The organism is Bosea vaviloviae (assembly GCF_001741865.1).
GTDB lineage: Bacteria > Pseudomonadota > Alphaproteobacteria > Rhizobiales > Beijerinckiaceae > Allobosea > Allobosea vaviloviae.
The window spans coordinates 2963670-2980559 of sequence record NZ_CP017147.1; the positions used below are offsets into that span (position 1 = coordinate 2963670).

Annotated in this window: 19 protein-coding genes; 10 read left to right on the forward strand and 9 right to left on the reverse strand. The window is 64.4% G+C overall.

All coding sequences use genetic code 11. From position 1 onward, the window contains the following. The first annotated feature begins 6 nt into the window (after positions 1-6). Positions 7-648 carry a ThuA domain-containing protein gene (locus tag BHK69_RS13625; protein ID WP_069690576.1) on the forward strand — a complete coding sequence of 214 codons (642 nt, stop codon included), beginning with the start codon at positions 7-9 and terminating at the stop codon, positions 646-648. Beyond that, complete coding sequence (locus BHK69_RS13630; protein ID WP_069690577.1) at positions 648-1727, forward strand: LacI family DNA-binding transcriptional regulator; 1080 nt, start codon at positions 648-650, stop codon at positions 1725-1727. Before BHK69_RS13625 ends, BHK69_RS13630 begins: the two co-directional genes overlap by 1 nt. A 127-nt stretch (positions 1728-1854) precedes the next feature. On the opposite strand, the gene BHK69_RS13635 is transcribed toward BHK69_RS13630, so the two are convergent. The 8 genes from BHK69_RS13635 to BHK69_RS13670 all read right to left on the reverse strand — a co-directional run bounded on the left by BHK69_RS13635 (position 1855) and on the right by BHK69_RS13670 (position 8865). Next, positions 1855-2841 carry an aldo/keto reductase gene (locus BHK69_RS13635; protein WP_069690578.1) on the reverse strand — a complete coding sequence of 329 codons (987 nt, stop codon included), beginning with the start codon at positions 2839-2841 and terminating at the stop codon, positions 1855-1857. Positions 2842-2879: 38 nt separating this feature from the next. Continuing rightward, positions 2880-4409: an acyl CoA:acetate/3-ketoacid CoA transferase gene (locus BHK69_RS13640; protein ID WP_069690579.1), complete on the reverse strand. Its 1530-nt coding sequence runs from the start codon at positions 4407-4409 to the stop codon at positions 2880-2882. Continuing rightward, entirely contained in the window at positions 4406-4873 is a 468-nt protein-coding gene (locus tag BHK69_RS13645; RefSeq protein ID WP_069690580.1) for a MaoC family dehydratase, read from the reverse strand. The genes BHK69_RS13640 and BHK69_RS13645 overlap by 4 nt, the downstream gene beginning before the upstream one ends. Before the next feature lie 74 nt (positions 4874-4947). Next, positions 4948-5733 (reverse strand): amino acid ABC transporter ATP-binding protein, encoded by a 786-nt coding sequence (locus tag BHK69_RS13650; RefSeq protein ID WP_069690581.1) that lies wholly within the window; start codon positions 5731-5733, stop codon positions 4948-4950. A gap of 63 nt (positions 5734-5796) precedes the next feature. After that, complete coding sequence (locus BHK69_RS13655; protein WP_069690582.1) at positions 5797-6642, reverse strand: transporter substrate-binding domain-containing protein; 846 nt, start codon at positions 6640-6642, stop codon at positions 5797-5799. Positions 6643-6678: 36 nt separating this feature from the next. Next, complete coding sequence (locus tag BHK69_RS13660) at positions 6679-7329, reverse strand: amino acid ABC transporter permease (protein WP_069690583.1); 651 nt, start codon at positions 7327-7329, stop codon at positions 6679-6681. 6 nt (positions 7330-7335) lie between these two features. Continuing rightward, positions 7336-8004, reverse strand: coding sequence for an amino acid ABC transporter permease (locus BHK69_RS13665; RefSeq protein WP_069690584.1), 669 nt, complete (start codon positions 8002-8004; stop codon positions 7336-7338). 42 nt (positions 8005-8046) lie between these two features. Then, positions 8047-8865, reverse strand: coding sequence for a shikimate dehydrogenase family protein (locus BHK69_RS13670; RefSeq protein WP_199579135.1), 819 nt, complete (start codon positions 8863-8865; stop codon positions 8047-8049). Between BHK69_RS13670 and BHK69_RS31985 the strand changes: the two genes are divergently transcribed. From BHK69_RS31985 to BHK69_RS13700, 6 genes are all read left to right on the forward strand, one after another. Next, entirely contained in the window at positions 8837-9790 is a 954-nt protein-coding gene (locus BHK69_RS31985) for an IclR family transcriptional regulator (RefSeq protein ID WP_199579138.1), read from the forward strand. The two genes, BHK69_RS13670 and BHK69_RS31985, sit on opposite strands and share 29 nt — an antisense overlap. 1 nt (position 9791) lies before the next feature. Further along, the gene (locus BHK69_RS13680) at positions 9792-10568 is read left to right on the forward strand and encodes an IclR family transcriptional regulator (protein ID WP_069690586.1); all 777 of its coding nucleotides are present in this window, start codon (positions 9792-9794) and stop codon (positions 10566-10568) included. A 98-nt stretch (positions 10569-10666) separates the two neighbouring features. Continuing rightward, positions 10667-11026: an ArsR/SmtB family transcription factor gene (locus BHK69_RS13685; protein WP_069690587.1), complete on the forward strand. Its 360-nt coding sequence runs from the start codon at positions 10667-10669 to the stop codon at positions 11024-11026. A gap of 59 nt (positions 11027-11085) precedes the next feature. Further along, complete coding sequence (locus BHK69_RS13690; RefSeq protein WP_069690588.1) at positions 11086-11541, forward strand: SRPBCC family protein; 456 nt, start codon at positions 11086-11088, stop codon at positions 11539-11541. Positions 11542-11647: 106 nt separating this feature from the next. Continuing rightward, positions 11648-12397 carry a DUF899 domain-containing protein gene (locus BHK69_RS13695; RefSeq protein ID WP_069690589.1) on the forward strand — a complete coding sequence of 250 codons (750 nt, stop codon included), beginning with the start codon at positions 11648-11650 and terminating at the stop codon, positions 12395-12397. A 415-nt stretch (positions 12398-12812) separates the two neighbouring features. Further along, positions 12813-13523 (forward strand): DUF1428 domain-containing protein, encoded by a 711-nt coding sequence (locus BHK69_RS13700; RefSeq protein ID WP_069690590.1) that lies wholly within the window; start codon positions 12813-12815, stop codon positions 13521-13523. Positions 13524-13905: 382 nt separating this feature from the next. Here the strand turns inward: BHK69_RS13700 and BHK69_RS13705 are convergent, their stop codons facing one another. After that, complete coding sequence (locus BHK69_RS13705; RefSeq protein ID WP_069693634.1) at positions 13906-15132, reverse strand: SMP-30/gluconolactonase/LRE family protein; 1227 nt, start codon at positions 15130-15132, stop codon at positions 13906-13908. 366 nt (positions 15133-15498) lie between these two features. Between BHK69_RS13705 and BHK69_RS13710 the strand changes: the two genes are divergently transcribed. Further along, positions 15499-16332, forward strand: a complete 834-nt coding sequence (locus tag BHK69_RS13710; RefSeq protein ID WP_069690591.1) for a sulfite exporter TauE/SafE family protein — start codon at positions 15499-15501, stop codon at positions 16330-16332. Positions 16333-16375: 43 nt separating this feature from the next. After that, the gene (locus BHK69_RS13715; RefSeq protein WP_069690592.1) at positions 16376-16867 is read left to right on the forward strand and encodes a GNAT family N-acetyltransferase; all 492 of its coding nucleotides are present in this window, start codon (positions 16376-16378) and stop codon (positions 16865-16867) included. Positions 16868-16890 lie beyond the last annotated feature (23 nt).

The window sequence follows — 16890 nt, forward strand, 5'->3', positions numbered from 1 at the left end:
ACGAGAATGCGCAAGGCGATGATCGTATGGGGCGGCTGGGCGGGTCACGATCCCGATCTCTGCGCTTCGATGATGAGGGGCTGGCTGAAGGCTGAAGGGTTCGAGGTGCGCGTCGAGACCTCGACGGAGGTCTTCCTCGATCCCGCGATCCGCGATCTCTCCCTGATCGTGCCGATTTACACGATGTCGAAGATCGAGAAGCCGGAGGCGCTGGCGCTGTGCGATGCCGTCCGCGGCGGCGTCGGGCTGGCCGGCCACCATGGCGGCATGGGCGATGCGTTCCGCGATTCTGTGGACTACCAGTTCATGTGCGGCGGCCAGTGGGTTGCCCATCCCGGCAACATCATCGACTACAAGGTCGATATTACGAGGCCCGATGACCCGATCATGGCTGGCATCTCCGGTTTCGAGCACCGTTCGGAGCAGTACTACATGCATGTCGACCCCGCCAACGAGGTCTTGGCGACGACGCGGTTCAGCGGCGAGCATGCCTCCTGGATCGACGGCGTCGAGATGCCGGTCGTATGGAAGAAGCGCTATGGGCAGGGCCGCGTGTTCTACTGCTCGCTGGGTCACCGCGCCTATGAGCTGGATATACCGGAGATACGCACCATGCTGACGCGCGGGATGCTCTGGGCGGCGCGATAATGGGGGCTGGAGACGCAGGGATCATCGGCGCAGGGGTCGTCGGCCGGGCGACGCTGGAGCGGGCGACATTGGAGGATGTCGCGCGCGCCGCGGGCGTGTCGCTCGCGACCGCGGACCGCGTCGTCAACCGCCGCGACGGCGTGCGCGACAAGACGATCGCGCGGGTCGAGGCGGCCGTCTCGAGGCTCGGCTACCGGGCCGATCCCGCCGCGGCCCGTCTCGCCCGCAATCAGAACTTCCGCTTCCTCTTCGTGCTGCCCAGCGGAGCCAACAGCTTCATGACCATGTTGGGCGAGCAGGTCGCGCGCACCGCCGAGTGGCTCGCCGCCCAGCGCGCCTTCATCGATGTGGAGCATGTCGACGTCTTTGATGCCGATGCGCTGGCGCGCGTCCTCGAGGGCGTCTTGCCCGGCTATCACGGCGTTGCGACGATCGCGCTCGATCATCCGCGCGTGCGCGCCGCCATCGACGATCTCACCGATCGCGGCGTCCCCGTCGTCACGCTGGTCTCCGATGTGCCGAGCGCGCGGCGCCTGCATTATGTCGGCATCGACAATCCCGCGGCGGGACGCACGGCGGCGACGCTGATGGGCCGCTTCCTGCAAGGCCGCCACGGCGTCGTCGCGGTGGTCGCCGGTTCGCTTTCGCTGCGCGACCATGCCGAGCGCCTCTATGGCTTCAATCAGGTCATGGCGCGCGAATTTCCTGATCTGATCATGCTCCCAGTGGTACAAGGGCGCGACGACAACGAGCAAACGCTGGCAGCGACAGCGGCCCTGTTACGGCAGCATGCTGATCTCGTCGGTCTCTATAATGCGGGCGCCGGCAACCGTGGCATCGCAGCAGCGCTGCAGCAGGCCGGTCGTGCCCAGGAGATCGTCTGGATCGCTCATGAATTGACGCCGCATACACGCCGCTTCCTGCTGCACGGCGACATCGACGCGATCATCAGCCAGGATCCAGGTCACGAAGCGCGCTCGGCGGCGCGCGTGCTGCTGGCATATTGCTCAGGCGATCGGCTGGTGGCGGATCAGGAACGCATCGGGATCGACATCTTCCTGCGGGACAATCTGCCTTGATCTTGGTGTTCTCGTGGGCGCCCCGGAAGAGATGTCCGAGCGCGCCATTGGGATGGCGCGGGCATGAAGGATCAATGGCTCGTCCGACTGGACGCGGTTGAGACCGCACCGCGGCTGGCAGCATCGATCACTCATATCCCGCCAGGAGGTGGGGCGGGTAGAGTTCCTCCAGCGATTGGATTTCCTCTCCGCTCAGCCTGACGTCCAGGGCGGCGAGCGCATCCTCGAGCTGGTGCATCTTGGTCGCACCGACGAGCGGGGACGTGACGCCTTTCTTGTGAAGCAGCCAAGCCAGCGCGATCTGCGCGCGTGGAATGCCGCGCGCCTCCGCGATCTCGCCAACGCGGCCGACGACCATGCGGTCCGCCTCCTGGGCCTTCGCGTAGAAGGCCTTCCCGACCTCATCGGCTGCGGCGCGGGCCGTGGACGGCGTATCCTCCCAGGGGCGGGTCAGCCGCCCTCGCGCAAGAGGCGACCATGGCACGACGGCTATCCCTTCCGAGATGCAGAGCGGGAGCATCTCCCTTTCCTCCTCGCGATAGAGCAGATTCAGGTGGTTCTGCATCGAGACGAAGCGCGCCCAGCCGTTCTGGCGCTGCAGCCCCAGCGCCTTCATGAACTGCCAAGCGTACATCGAGGATGCGCCGATATAGCGAGCCTTGCCTGCGCGAACGACATCGTGGAGCGCCTCCAGCGTCTCCTCGATCGGTGTCTCATAGTCCCAGCGGTGGATCTGGTAGAGATCGATGTAGTCGGTGCCCAAGCGCTGCAAGCTGGCATCGACCTCCGAGAAGATCGCCTTTCGCGACAGGCCGAGCCCGTTGGCATCGGACCGCATGCGACCATACGCCTTCGTCGCGATGACGGCGGCGTCCCGGGTCGTGAACTCTCGGATGGCGCGGCCTAGCACCTCCTCGCTCGCGCCGTCCGAGTAGACGTTGGCGGTGTCGAAGAAGTTGATGCCAGCCTCGACCGCCCGTCGGAAGAACGGCTGTCCCTCGGACTCGGTCATGACCCAGCTATGATTGCCCTTGGACGGATCTCCATAGCTCATGCAGCCCAGGGCGATCCGGGAGACTTTCAGCCCGGTGCTTCCCAGATTTCGGTATTCCATTTGGCTGCGGCCCCTTTTCAATCATGCAGATCCGACATTCAGTCGGCGAATATGGCCTGATCCATGACCTTCGGATCTCGCGGCATGAGCGGCGCGAAATCCATCCGGTCGAGGATATCGCGACGGACATCGATACCAGGCGCGACCTCGTCGAGCCGCAGCCCCTCATCCGTCAGCCTGAAGACCGCTCGCTCGGTGACGAAAACGGCCTCATGCCCGCGCTTCAGGGCCTGGCGACCAGAATATGTGATCTGCTCGACCTTGCTCACGAGCTTGCGCACGCTGCCGTGACTGTGGATGGAGAGCTTTCCGTCGCCGATGGCGACCTTCCCGCCCTTGGCGTCGAAGGTGCCGCAGAACACCACCTTCTTGGCGTTTTGGGCGATGTCCATGAACCCCCCTGGCCCAACGGTCAGACCGCCCAATTTGGAGACGTTGACGTCACCGACCGCATCGAGCTCGCCGAAGCCCAGGAAGGCGGTATCGAGACCGCCTCCTGCGTAGAAGTCGAACTGCGACGGCCCGTCGATCATCGCCGAGGCGCTTCGCGCGAACCCGAACAGCAGCCCGACGAGGAGTGCGCCGCCATAGGTGCCGTGCTCGATGGTCTGGTAGTAACGCCCGACCTCGCCCCGCTCGGCGACCATCTTGGCGACACCTTCACCGATGCCGACGCCGAAGTTGATGACATCGCCGTCTTTGAGCTCCTGATAGGCGCGCCGCGCGATCAACGTGCGGACGTTCAGCGGCTCGGGCGGGTCGATGATGACCGGCCCGCGCCTCTCCCCGGAGATCAGGGGATCGTAAGGCAGATCATAGCTCATGCGTTGATCAGGATCGACCACGACCGCGTCGACGATGGCGCCTGGAACGCGCACGGAGCGGGCTGGAAGCGAATTCAGGTCGACCGCCGTGCGGACCTGCGCGATGACGATTCCGCCGGAGTTATGGGCCGCGAGCGCGGCCGCGTAGACATCCACGTTCGCAGCCTCCTGATCCAGGCTGATATTGCCATCGGGATCCCCGAAAGAGCCGCGGATGATGGCGACGTTGATCGGGAACGACTTGTACCAGAGGAGTTCCTGGCCGCCGATCGTGACGACCTCGACGAGGTCCTCCCTGGCGGCGCTGTTCATCTTGCCGCCTTGGTGGCGTGGATCAACGAAGGTGCCAAGGCCGACATGGCTGAAGAGGCCAGGTCGCTTGCCGCCGATCTCGCGGTATAACTGCATGACGCAGCCGCTCGGAAGGACGTAGGCTTCGATCTTATCGTCCCGGGCCATCTCTTGCATCTTGGGCGACCAAACCCAGTGTCCGCCGATCACGCGCTTCACCAGGCCCTCATGGGCAAAGTGATTCATCCCCTCGCTCTTCTTATCGCCGATGCCGAGCGCGTGGACGACGTTCAGGTTACGCGGATAGCCGGTCGACAGGAACCGCCGCGACACCGCGCGAAACGTATGCGTGGCCTCCATGAGGCCACCGCCGCCGCCCACGAGTGCGACCGTGTCGCCATCCTTGATCAGCCCGACGGCGGCTTCGGCGGTCATGAATTTGTTGCGGGTCATTGGACGGCCTCTCGGCTCTCCGCCGACTGTCTCGGCACCATGAGACGATGCTCACCCTCTTGAACGACCTCGCCGCGCTGGTTGATCAGTTCGATCGCGATGAACAGGATGCCCATGTCGCTCCGGCTTTTCGGGATGCGCATGTCGGCCACCTTGAACTTCACCTGCAGGGTGTCGCCGATCTGGATCGGCTTCTTGAAGTTCCAGGTCCAGCCCAGGGCGATGCCGTCTCTGAAGAACCCTGACTGGACCTTGAGCCCGTCGGTCAGGGAAAGGCCCATGAGACCATGGGCGATACGGCCACCGAATACCGTCGACTGCGCGTAGACCTCGTCCATGTGGACGGGCGAGAAGTCCCCGGCCACGCCGGCATAGGCGAGAACGTGTCCTTCGGTAACAGTCACGCGGGGAGTCAGTTGCTCGTCCCCCACCTTGATCTCGTCATAGAGTTTGCCGGGAAGCATGATGATGTCCTCGCGATGCGTCGTCGTCGTGCGGCTGTTGCGCGACTGGCCTGGCGTCTTTGAAACGGGTTGGGTCAGTGATGGAGCAGTTGGCCGAGGAAGGCCTGTGTCCGCGGATTCTTCGGGTTGGCGAAGAAGGGGCCGGGCTTGTCGCTTTCGATGATCTCGCCGCGGTCCATGAAAATGACCCGGTCCGCGACGCTTCGGGCAAAGCCCATTTCATGCGTGACGCACAGCATCGTCATGCCGTCCTCGGCGAGACCGACCATGGTGTCGAGCACTTCCTTGACCATCTCGGGGTCGAGCGCCGAGGTCGGCTCGTCGAACAGCATCACCTTGGGGTTCATGCAGAGTGCACGCGCGATGGCGACGCGCTGCTGCTGCCCGCCGGACAGTTCGGCGGGATATTTCTCCGCCTGCTCTGCGATGCGCACGCGCTCCAGATAGGTCATCGCGAGTTCAGCGGCGCGATCCCTGGCGATGCCGCGCACCCTCATCGGGGCGAGCATGCAGTTCTGCTTCACCGTGAGATGCGGGAAGAGGTTGAACTGCTGGAACACCATGCCGACTTCGCCGCGCACGGCGTCGATACTCTTCTCGCCTTCGCCGAGGTCGAAACCGTCCACGACGATGCGACCGCCCTGGTAGCGCTCGAGGCTGTTGATGCAGCGTATCAGGGTCGACTTGCCCGACCCCGACGGGCCGCAGATGACGATCCGCTCTCCCCGCTGAACATCGAGGTCGATGTCCTTGAGGGCGTGGAAGCTATCGTACCACTTCTGCAAGCCGGAGATGGCGATGATCGGCGATTGCTCTGCAGCAGGCGCTGTCTCGGTTGAGCCACAAGGCGCTAGGTTCATGTCGCTGCTCTCAAAAACACGCGGGAGGGACGGCGGGCGGCAGGTCGCCGCCCGCCATGGCCATCACTTCACCATCGAGATCGGCAGGGCGGCTTCGCCTTCCCCCGTGGTCGGCATCGCGGCGAGTTCGCCTCCGATCCACTTCTTGTAGAGGGCCTTGATCTCACCGCTTTCGACCTTGCGCGCCACGAAATCGCTGAGGTAATTGGCCCATTCGCGCGAGGCCGGTCGAACCGCGAAAGCATTGAACGCGCGAGCGACGACGAACTTCTCCTCGTATTTTCCGGGACCGGCGACCTGCGCGATGTTGGGCACCTGGGTCGCCGCACCGCCGATGACGTCGACCTGTCCGGCGATCAGCGCCTGGACGGTGCTGGCGTCATCATCGAACCTCTGAATGACCGTTCCGGCAGGTGCGGCCTTGGTCACCGCGATGTCCTGCGGCGTGCCGCGGGGAACGCCGACGCGAAGCCCCTTGAGATCATCCCAGCCTTTGATGTTCGCTCCGGTCTTGCCGATGTAGATCGTGTCGTTCGTCGTGTAGGGGCGTGCGAAGAGCACGACCTTCTGCCGGTCGGCGAAGATGCCCATGACGGCTGCCAGAACGTCCACCTGTCCGGTCAGGAGGGCGGCGACGCGGTTGCTCGACGTCACCGGCGTGACCTCGACCTTCACACCGAGATCCTTGGCCAGCATCTCGCCGAGCTCGATGTCGAAACCGGTGAGCTTGCCGGCGCCGTCGGTGAAGCCCCACGGAACCTGCGCTACCTGGGATCCGATCTTGAGCACGCCGCCCTTCTTGATGGAATCGACGGTCTGCGCGGCGGCATTGCCGAGGCTGAGCGGAGCGACCGCCAAGGCGAACGCCGCGCCCAAGAGCGCACCGCGAATGCGAGAGATCATTTGCATGTTTCCTCCTCCTGCGGATCATTCCGCCTTGTTGATTTAGGTTTTTACTTGAAATCTCTTCTCGATCTTCATGCTGAAGCGCGAGAGCGGAAAGCATATGATGAAATAGACGATCGCTGCGAAGCCGTAGGCCAATAGAGGCTTGTAGGTCGTACTTGCTATCATCTGAGCCGATCGCGACAGCTCGACGAATCCGACGATCGCCGCGAGGGACGTTCCTTTGATGAGCTGAACGAGGAAGCTCACTGTCGGGGCGATCGAGATCCGCATCGCCTGCGGAAGGACGACGTCCTGCATCCGGTTGAAGTAGCTGAGGCCAAGCGCCTTGGCGGCCTCGGTCTGGCCCTTCGGGACGGCCTGGATCGAGCCGCGCCAGATCTCCCCGAGGAAGGCGCTCGCGTGGAGGGTCAGGCCGATGCTGACGGCCGTCCAGGGGCCGACCTTGTAGCCGAACACGGGCAGGCCGTAGAACACGAGGAAGAGCTGCATCAGCAGCGGCGTGCCCTGGAAGAAGTCGATATAGCCGCTGGCGATCCGCTGCAGCCAGGATCTCTCGGAGGTCCGCATCAGGGCGATGGCGAGGCCAACGATGCCACCGCCCGCGAAGGCCACCAGCGACAGCATGACCGTCGACTGGACGCCGGCCAGGATCGACAGGATCTCGGAGAGGCCGAATTGCCTGATCATGACGCCTCACTTCACCGGATAGGAGAAGTAGGCGCGATCGACAGCCTTGAAGATGTGAGCGAAGCCCAGCGCCATCACCAGGTACAGGACCGTGGTCACGACATAGATCTCGAAGCTCCTGAAGGTCAGCGTATCGATCGACTGGGCTATCGAGGTCAGTTCTTCCGCCGAGATCGACGAGACGATGCTCGTGGTGAGGAGCGCGAGCACGAACTGGCCGGAGAGGGCCGGGAAGATGATCCGAAGCGCCGGCTTGAGGACGATGTAGCGGTAGACCTGCAGCCGCTTGAGCCCAAGCGCGGCGCCGGCTTCGAACTGTCCGCGCGAGATCGCGTCGATGCCGCCGCGAATGACCTCGGCCGAGAAGGCGCCGCAGTTCAGGCTCAAGGCGAGCACGGCGGCGCTCCACGGCTGGAAGCTGATGCCTATCGCCGGCAGACCGAAATAGATGAAGAAGACCTGGACGAGAAAGGGCGTGTTGCGGATCGCCTCGACATAGGTCGTGGCGGCGAGGCGCACCCAGGCGATCGGGCTCTGCTTGGCGAGCGCAGTCACGATGCCGATCGAGAGGCCCGCCAGAATGGCGATCGTCGATAGCAGGACCGTCAGCCAGCACCCGCGCAGGAACTGCTCCCAATACGGCAGGAGCACCGAGAAATCGAATTCGTAGGTCATGCTTCCTCCAGGCGCCCCCTCTTTGCGTGGGGATCGTTGTTCTTATGGAATGCGGAAAAACTCCCGGTAGAGTTCCACTTGGTTGGTCAGCATGTGGATGCCCGGGTGTGTCGGGAGCCCGATCTCAGCCGCCGCTTTGAGCAGGCGTGTTTCCGCCGGTTTCATGATGATGTCGGCGACGACGGCGGTCGCAGACAGCAAGGCCGGGTCGAACGGCAGCGGATCGGTTTCCACCAGGCCAAGCGGCGTCGCGTTGACGACGATATCGCTCCGAGAATCCGGAGCTGCCGCCAACGAAATCCGGCCGGGCCACTTTTTCGACAAGCGATCGACAAGACGTCCGGCGCGCTCGGCGGAGAGGTCGGTCACATGGAGCCGCCGGGCTCCGGCGATCATCAAAGCCGCGGCCACGGACACGCCGGCGCCACCGGCACCGACAAGGCTGACGACCTTTCCAGAGGGGTCATGACCAGCGCCTTGCAGGCCGCGCACGAACCCTGCGCCGTCGAAATTGTCGCCGCGCCATGAGCCATCGGGTTCACGGCGCAGCGCGTTAGCCGATCCGGCAAGTGTCACCGCCTCGCTGGCAGCGTCGATCTGAGAGCAGACGGCAAACTTGTGGGGCACTGTCACCAGGATGCCGTCGAGGTTGGCGATCTGTTTCAGCCCGGCAAGAACGATCGAGAGGTGCTCCGGCTTCACCTCGACCGCGGTGAGAACGGCGTCGCAGCCCCGATCGAGGAACAGCGGGTTCATCAATTCGGGAGCCATGACCTGCGCGACAGGATCCCCGATCACGGCGAACAACCTCGTCGCGCCCGAAGGGCAGGGGATGCTGGAACGGCCCGTCAGCGCGTTCACTGCTGTCTCGCATCTGATTGGAAAATTGTTGTCACAGACCATCGCCGTCAGAACTGGAATTAATTCCATTGTGAACATCATTCCATATTTGTCAACGCGCGTGACACTGCGTTCCAATTGGAATATGTTCCACTGTGGAATGGAGGTGCCGATGGACAGGGCTGTCGCAATCGTCGAGCTATTGTCGCGGCATGCGTCCGGCCTGCCCTTGATGACGATTGCCGATGACCTCGCCATTCCTCGGAGCGCGACGCATCGCCTGCTCGGCGACCTGCGTGATGAGGGATATGTCAGGCAGGATTACGAAGGTGGCGCCTATCGCCTGACCGCGAAGATCGTCGCGCTGGGATTCACCTATTTATCGGCGGCCGGGGCAACCAGCCGGGTCCAGCCCGTACTTGACCGCCTGGCTGAAGAGACCGGTGAGCTCGTCACGTTAGCGGTCATCGACGCCGGGCGGCTGATAAGGCTGGCGAAGGCTCAAGGCGCCCGAAGGGGCCTGCTCTACAATCCGGATGAAGGGGCGGAGGTCTATCTCGCAGCGACGTCCAACGGCCATGCCTGGCTGTCGTGTCTCGACGATGAAGAGGTCTTGCAACTCGTCGCGAAGCAGGGATTCAAACGAGAGGGCTACGGCCCCAACGCGCCGCGCTCGCTGAAGGAGCTCCTAGACTTCGTCGAACGAGCTCGCGCCGCCGGCTGCGCCAAGATCTTCGAGACGTATGAGGCAGGTACCGCGGCGGTGGCTGTCCCGATCTTCCGAGCTGACGGGGCCGTGCCCATCGGCACCGTCAGCGTCGCGGGACCCTGCATCCGCATGACTGAGAGCATGATGGATCGCATCACTCCGGCTCTCGTCGATGCGGCGAGGGAGATCGGACAGAAGGGCGCTGGCCTCCCTATCTTCGATCGAGCGGAGCACTAGGATGTCGAGCCGGATCCGCGCCCTGGCCATCCTGGAGCTTCTCGCCCAATTCCCCTCAGGCCTTGCCCTGCGGGACATCGCGGCGCGTCTTGCAATTCCTGTATCTGCTACGGACCGGCTTCTCGCCGGCCTCGCCGATGGCGACTTTGTCACCATCGATCAAGGCTCCGGTCTGATCCGACTTCGCGTCAGGCTCGCTGCGCTCGGCCTCGCTTATCTCGGAGCAAGCGGGATCACGGATCTCGTACAGCCCATTCTCGACGATCTCGCCAAGCGGACCGGGGAACTCGTCAGGCTCGCCGTTGTCGAAGGTGATCGCCTGACATGGGTTGCAAAGTCGCAGAGCACCCGGAGCGGCCTGTTCTATACGCCCGATACCGGTACGGAGGTGTATCTTCCCGCGACGGCCAACGGCCAGGCCTGGCTCGCCTGCCTGCCGAATTCCGAGGTTCAGCGCCTTGTCGAGAAGCAAGGCATAAAGACGTCTGGTGTTGGTCCCAACGCTCCCAACGATATCGTTTCCCTGCGTTCCCAAGTCGAGATAGCGCGGGCACAGAACTTCGCCACCGTGACCGAAGCCTACGAGATCGGAACATCCGCCATTGCCACTGCGATACGGCGAAGAGGGCAGGGCACGCCCGTCGGTACGGTCAGCGTGGCCGGTCCTACGATCCGCATGACGGCCTCGAGGATGGCAGAGATCAGCCCGTGGCTTCTGTCCAGCGCGGAGGAGTTGGGAGCGGCTTCTGCTTCCTCCCCGCTCTTCGCCTTCCCCTGAAGCTTATCTGGACGCTGACCTGCAGCATCCAGACTTCCTGCCGTGGCCGCCCATCGCGAGGCTTGACGGCGCCGTGTCACGTGTCTAAACTTAACTCAATGGTTAAGTTTCAAGAGGCGCAGCTCGACCGCACCTTCTCCGCTCTGTCCGATCCGACGCGGCGGGCGCTGCTGGCGCGTCTTGACGGTGAGGACGGGCTCTCGATCAGCGACCTGGCGCGACCTTTTCCGGTCTCGCTGCCGGCGATCATGAAGCATCTCGACGTGCTCTCCGACGCCGGGCTGGTCACGCGCTCGAAGCAGGGGCGCACGGTGTCGTGCCGCCTCAACGCGGAACCGATGGAGGAGGCGATGGGCTGGCTCGCGCGCTACCAACGGTTCTGGACACAGCGCCTCGACGCGCTGGAGGCGATGCTGAACGCACAGCGCCAGGGTCAGGATCTGAAAGACAAGATCTGAAAGACGACGCCCGAACAAGGGCGGCGCCTGAAACAAGAAACGCGCCGGGAGGCGATGCGATGGACGCTCGAGCCAAAACCAATCCGATCAAGACCACTCCGAGCCTGACGATGAAGCGGCGCTTGAACGCGAGCCCCGCCGAGGTCTATCGGGCCTGGACCGACCCCAAGCTGCTGACGCGCTGGTTCGGGCCGGAAAACGTCGAGACGCTGGAGGCCGAGCTCGATGTCCGGGTCGGCGGCGTCTACCGCATCGTGATGCTGGAAAACACCGGCGAGCGGCACCAGGTTTCGGGCGCCTATCACGAGGTCGTCGAGAACGAGCGGCTGGTCTTCAGCTGGTCCTGGGTGACGACGCCCGAGCGCGTCTCGCGCGTCACGGTCACATTGAAGCCCGATGGCGCGATCACCATCCTGACGCTGCTGCATGAGCAGCTCTTCGACGAGCAGGCGGTCAAGGGCCACACCCATGGCTGGACCGGCTCGATGGCCAAGCTGGAGGCGCTGTTCGCCTGATCGCGCATGCGATCGGGAACAGCTTGGGGGAAAACCGACCGGGTCATGTTCCGTCGACAACAATGTCCCGTCGACAGAACGCCCGGCCCAACACGGAGACGAGACGATGCAACATCAAGTCGTATCCCGCGATGAATGGCTCTTAGCCCGCAAGACCCATCTCGCCCACGAAAAGGCGTTCACTCGGCAGCGCGATGCCTTGAGCGCCGAGCGGCGCGCCTTGCCCTGGGTCAGGGTCGACAAGGACTATGTCTTCGAGGGGCGCGATGGCCGCCTGACGCTGGCGGATCTGTTCGGCGAAAACAGCCAGCTCGTGATCTATCATTTCATGTTCGGGCCGGGCTGGACGGAGGGCTGCTCGGGCTGCTCCTTCGTCTCCGACCATTTCGACGGTGCCAATCTTCATCTGAAGCACCATGACGTCAGCCTGGTGGCGGTCTCGCGCGCGCCCTTCGCCGAGTTCCAGGCCTTCAAGCGGCGCATGGGGTGGGATTTCGACTGGGTCTCCTCGGCCGGCAGCGACTTCAACTACGATTTCCACGTCTCGCCGAGCCCAGCCGAACAGGCCGCCGGCCGCTATGAATACAATTACGAGACGCGTGACGGGGAGGGCGGCGAGATGCCTGGCTTCTCGGTGTTCTATCGCAACGAGCAGGGCGAGATCTTCCATACCTACTCGTCCTATGAGCGCGGCTGCGACCTGCTCGTCGGCGCCTATAACTTCCTCGACATGACGCCGAAGGGCCGCAATGAGGACGAGATCATGGACTGGATGCGCCATCATGATCGCTACGAGGACAAACCCGCCGCGAAGGGGACCCCCGAGCCGGCGACCGCGAGCGCCTGCTGCAGCTGACCGGCCGCATGAGATATCCCGCAGCCCTCATCCCGAGGAGCGGGCGCGGCCTGCGTCTCGAAGGATGCTCCAGCTTGCAGGCGAGCCTCCTGGAGCATGCTGCTTACGCTCGGAAACGCCGCGTCATCCTGGACAAGCGGCGAAGCCGCGCAGCTCCGGGATCCATCGGAGGGCTCAGCACTCTACGATGGATCCCGGGACATCGCTGCGCGAAGCCCAGGACGACGGCGCGGTTGCGAGCCTAAGCAGCCTGCTCCAGGCGAATGGCTCCTCAGGATGAGGGCTGGAGTTTCCAAATGGGCTCTGAGCCCGTGCCGCGGCGTTTTGGCGCCCGCTTCATCGAGTGTGGCGCTGGCTGCCGGTTCTTTCCAACCGGTCTCGAACTAACCCGCCTCGAACCTATGGGAGTGAAACCATGATGTATGTGCAGGGATTCGTCGTCGCCGTTCCGGCCGCGAACAAGGAGGCCTATCGCAAGCATGCCGCTGAGGCCGCCCCGATCTTCAGGGAGTTCGGCGCGACCCGCATCGTCGAGGCCTGGGGCGACGACGTCCCCGACGGCAAGCTGACCGACTTCAAGGGCGCGGTGCAGGCGACGCCAGACGAGGTCGTCGTCTTCTCCTGGCTCGAATTTCCCGACAAGGCTGCCGCCGACGCCGCAAATGAGAAGATGATGAGCGACCCGCGCATGGAGGAGATGGGCGCGTCCATGCCCTTCGACGGCAAGCGCATGATCCATGGCGGCTTCGCCTCGCTCGCCCAGCAGGGCGCCCGCGGTGGCATGGCCTATGTCGACGGCATGGTCGCCGCGGTTCCGGCCGACAAGAAGGAGGCCTATCGCGACTTCGCCAGGGATCATGGCGCGGTTTTATGCGAACACGGCGCCACCCGCGTCGTCGACAGCTGGGGCGAGGATGTCCCCGACGGCAAGCTCACCGATTTCAAGCGGGCGGTGAAGGCGACGGGTGACGAGAAGGTGGTTTATTCCTGGATCGAGTGGCCCTCAAAAGAGGTCCGCGATGCCGGCTGGCAGAAGGTCATGGCCGATCCGCGGATGCAGCGCGAGATGCCCTTCGACGGCAAGCGCTTGATCCATGGCGGCTTCGCGCCGATCCTCGACGCCTGAGGCCGACGCCTTCGGCGGGGCGCGGGGAACCCCTCTCCCGCATCGAAGTCGGGTTTACCCGACTTCGACACTCTGAGTGCTGAACCCGGGTATACCCGGGTTCAGTGAGAGGGGCAGGGGTGAGGGTGTGCCCTCTCAGTAGAAGGCGCAGCGGCGCGGTTGCGCCCCAACAATCAGCGGCAGGCCCTCATCCCTGCCCTTCTCCCATCCGGGAGAAGGGTTCCCCGCGACGCCTCTCGACGAGGTGCGCAGCCTGGAGAATAACGCCATCGGTCATTGCTGAAGGCCGTCAGTGAAAGGCCATCCGCTTGGCTGCCGGAATGACGGAGAAGCCCCGGAGCGGCACGCCCTGGGGCTCCTCCATGAGTGACATCAGGCTGATTCAGCCCGGCCCGGCGCCCTGCGTGCCGAGATAGACCGCGTAGATCGACTGGCTTGCGGCCATGAACAGCCGGTTGCGCTTGGGGCCGCCGAAGCAGATGTTGCCGCAGATTTCCGGCAACCGGATGCGGCCGATCAATTTGCCCTCGGGGTTGAACACCGTGACGCCGTTATAGCCGACGGCGCGGCCGGCATTGGACGAGGCCCAGAGATTGCCCTCGACATCGCAGCGCAAGCCGTCCGGCCCGCAATTGATGCCGTCGATCACGCAATTCGAGAACAGCTTCTGGTTCGAGAGCTTGTTGTCGGCGCCGACATCGAAGACATGGATGTCGCCCTTGCCGCCCGGCCCGGTGTCGCCCGGTCCCTTGCCGGTCGAGGCGACGTAGAGCTTCTTGTAATCGGGCGAGAAGCACAGGCCGTTGGGGTCGGGCACCTGCTGCTCGGTGACCACGAGGTCGATGCGCCCGCTCGGGTCCATCCTGTAGCAGTTCGTCGGCAGTTCGCGCTTGGCGAGGCCCACCCCCGGCGGCTGGCCGAGTCGCGGATTGATCTTGCCATTGGCGTTGCTCGGGCCGCCGGCCGCGTCCGGTGCGCCCTCATAGAGCTGGCCGCCATAGGGCGGGTCGGTGAACCAGTAGCTGCCGTCGGGATGAGCGACGATGTCGTTGGGCGAGTTCAGCTTCTTGCCTTGGAAAGCGTCGGCCAGCACGGTGGCCGAGCCGTCGAGCTCATAGCGCACGACGCGGCGGTTGAGATGCTCGCAGGAGAGCTGCCGGCCCTGGAAGTCGAAGCTGTTGCCGTTGCTGTTGCCCGAGGGCGTGCGGAAGACGCTGACATGCCCGTCATCCTCGATCCAGCGCAGTTGCCGGTTGTTGGGAATGTCGCTCCAGACCAGGTAGCGCCCCTGCGCGTTCCAGGCCGGCCCTTCCAGCCAGAGCCCGCCGGTCCAGAGCCGCTTGATGGCGCTGTTGGGCTGCGCCAGGCCGTTGAAGGAGGGATCGACCGCGATGATGTCGGGGTCCCAGAAATAGGTCGTAGGCGCGCCGCGCGGGCTGAAATCGCGCGGCGGGTTGGTGACGGTGGTCGGCGGTGCGGCGGGGGTGGCTGCAGTCTGCGCCAGAACGGGGCCGGCTGCCGCGGCGAGCACGCCGGCGCCGGTCGCTCTGATCAGGGCTCGCCGCGAAAGCGCGCCTTGCTGGGATGTCGCTTCATAGGGGTCTGTCATCATAACCTCCCTCAATTTTTATTGATTGAAACGATTTAGTCCGGGTGCTGCGCGCCCTCTCCGAGTGGCCTCCGATCCTTTCCGATGATGGGTTGCAGCGGCGTCGATTTCAAACGTTTAGAACATCGCTCCTGCGAAGGACGCAGGTCTCAGGATCGGCCGCACAGTTGCGCGCGGTCGAGCCCCCGTGGCAAGGGGGCTGCCTTGCCGCAGCCGCATGGGAAGAGCCCCGCCACGGTCCGGCTCTTGCTTGCCTGGCTCCTGTCCAGTCCATCCTGCCTTGGCATGCCGGCTCTGCCGCAGGCGCCTTGCCGTCGCGGACGAAATCGCCCACAGGATGCGCCTGAAAATCACCGGGCTCATCCCATGTTTGCTGGAATACCGATCGGCGATCTCGTCTTCCTCGCCGTCTCGCTCATCGTCGCAGGCGCCTTCACCGGCGTGCTCGCGGGTCTTTTCGGTGTCGGCGGCGGCGCGGTCATCGTACCCGTGCTCTACGAGGTCTTCCGCGTCATCGGCGTGCCCGAAGAGGTGCGCATGCCGCTTTGCGTCGGCACCTCGCTCGCCATCATCATTCCGACCTCGATCCGCTCCTTCAACGCCCATCGCGCCAAGGGGCTGGTCGATCTCGACATCCTCAAGGTCTGGGCCGTGCCGGTCGTGCTCGGCGTCCTCCTCGGCAGCTATGTCGCCCGCTTCGCGCCGCCTGATCTGTTCAAGATCGTCTTCGTCGTCGTCGCGGTTGCCAGCGCCATGCGCTTGCTCTTCGCTTCGGATCGCTGGCAGCTCGGCTCCGAGATGCCGGGCCGGCCGTTGATGACGGTCTATGGCGGCATCATCGGCGTGCTCTCGGCCCTGATGGGCATCGGCGGCGGCCAATTGTCGAGCCTGTTCATGACCTTCTATGGCCGCCCGATCCACCAGGCCGTTGCGACCTCCTCGGGGCTGGGCGTCCTGATCTCGATCCCCGGCGCGCTCGGCTTCATCTATGCCGGCTGGCCGAAGATGGACCTGCTGCCGCCGCTCTCGCTCGGCTATGTCTCCTTCATCGGTTTCCTGCTCTTCATCCCGACCTCGATCTGGACGGCCCCGATCGGCGCGCGCCTGGCGCATAGGCTCTCGAAGCGCAAGCTGGAGGTGGCCTTCGGGCTGTTCCTGCTGGTCATCGCCTCGCGCTTCCTCTGGTCGCTGCTTGTCTGAAGGGGCAAGTTCTGAAGGGGCAAGTGATGGAGGGAGGCAAGTGATGGCAGCCCAGACCCGGAAAATCTGCATTCGCCATCTCACGCAAGCCGACCATCCGGCGCTGGTGGCGCTGATGGTCGAGATGCAGGGGCATTACCGCGTGCCGTGCCCGGAGCCGGCGCAGATCCTGGCCGGCATCGCGTCACCGCCTGCCGGCGTCGAGCTTCTGATCGCTGGGGATGGCGCGGCGCTGCTCGGCTTCGCCGCGGCGGCGGCGATCTATCCCGGACCCGGCCTGACCTCGGGCTTCTTCCTGAAGGAGCTTTACGTGGCGCGTGAGGCGCGCGGGGCCGGCATCGGCCGCGCCCTCATGCGCGCGCTTGCCGACCTCGCCTTGGCGCGCGGCCATAAGCGTCTCGACTGGACGGCGGACGCCGCCAATCCCGAATTGCTGCGCTTCTATGAGAGCCTGGGCGCGGTCGCGCAGCGGGAGAAAATCTTCTACCGGCTGGCGGGCGAAGCGCTCGTCGCAACAGCGGCAGGGTCGGAATAAGCCCGCTCGGCGCCGCACCCGTC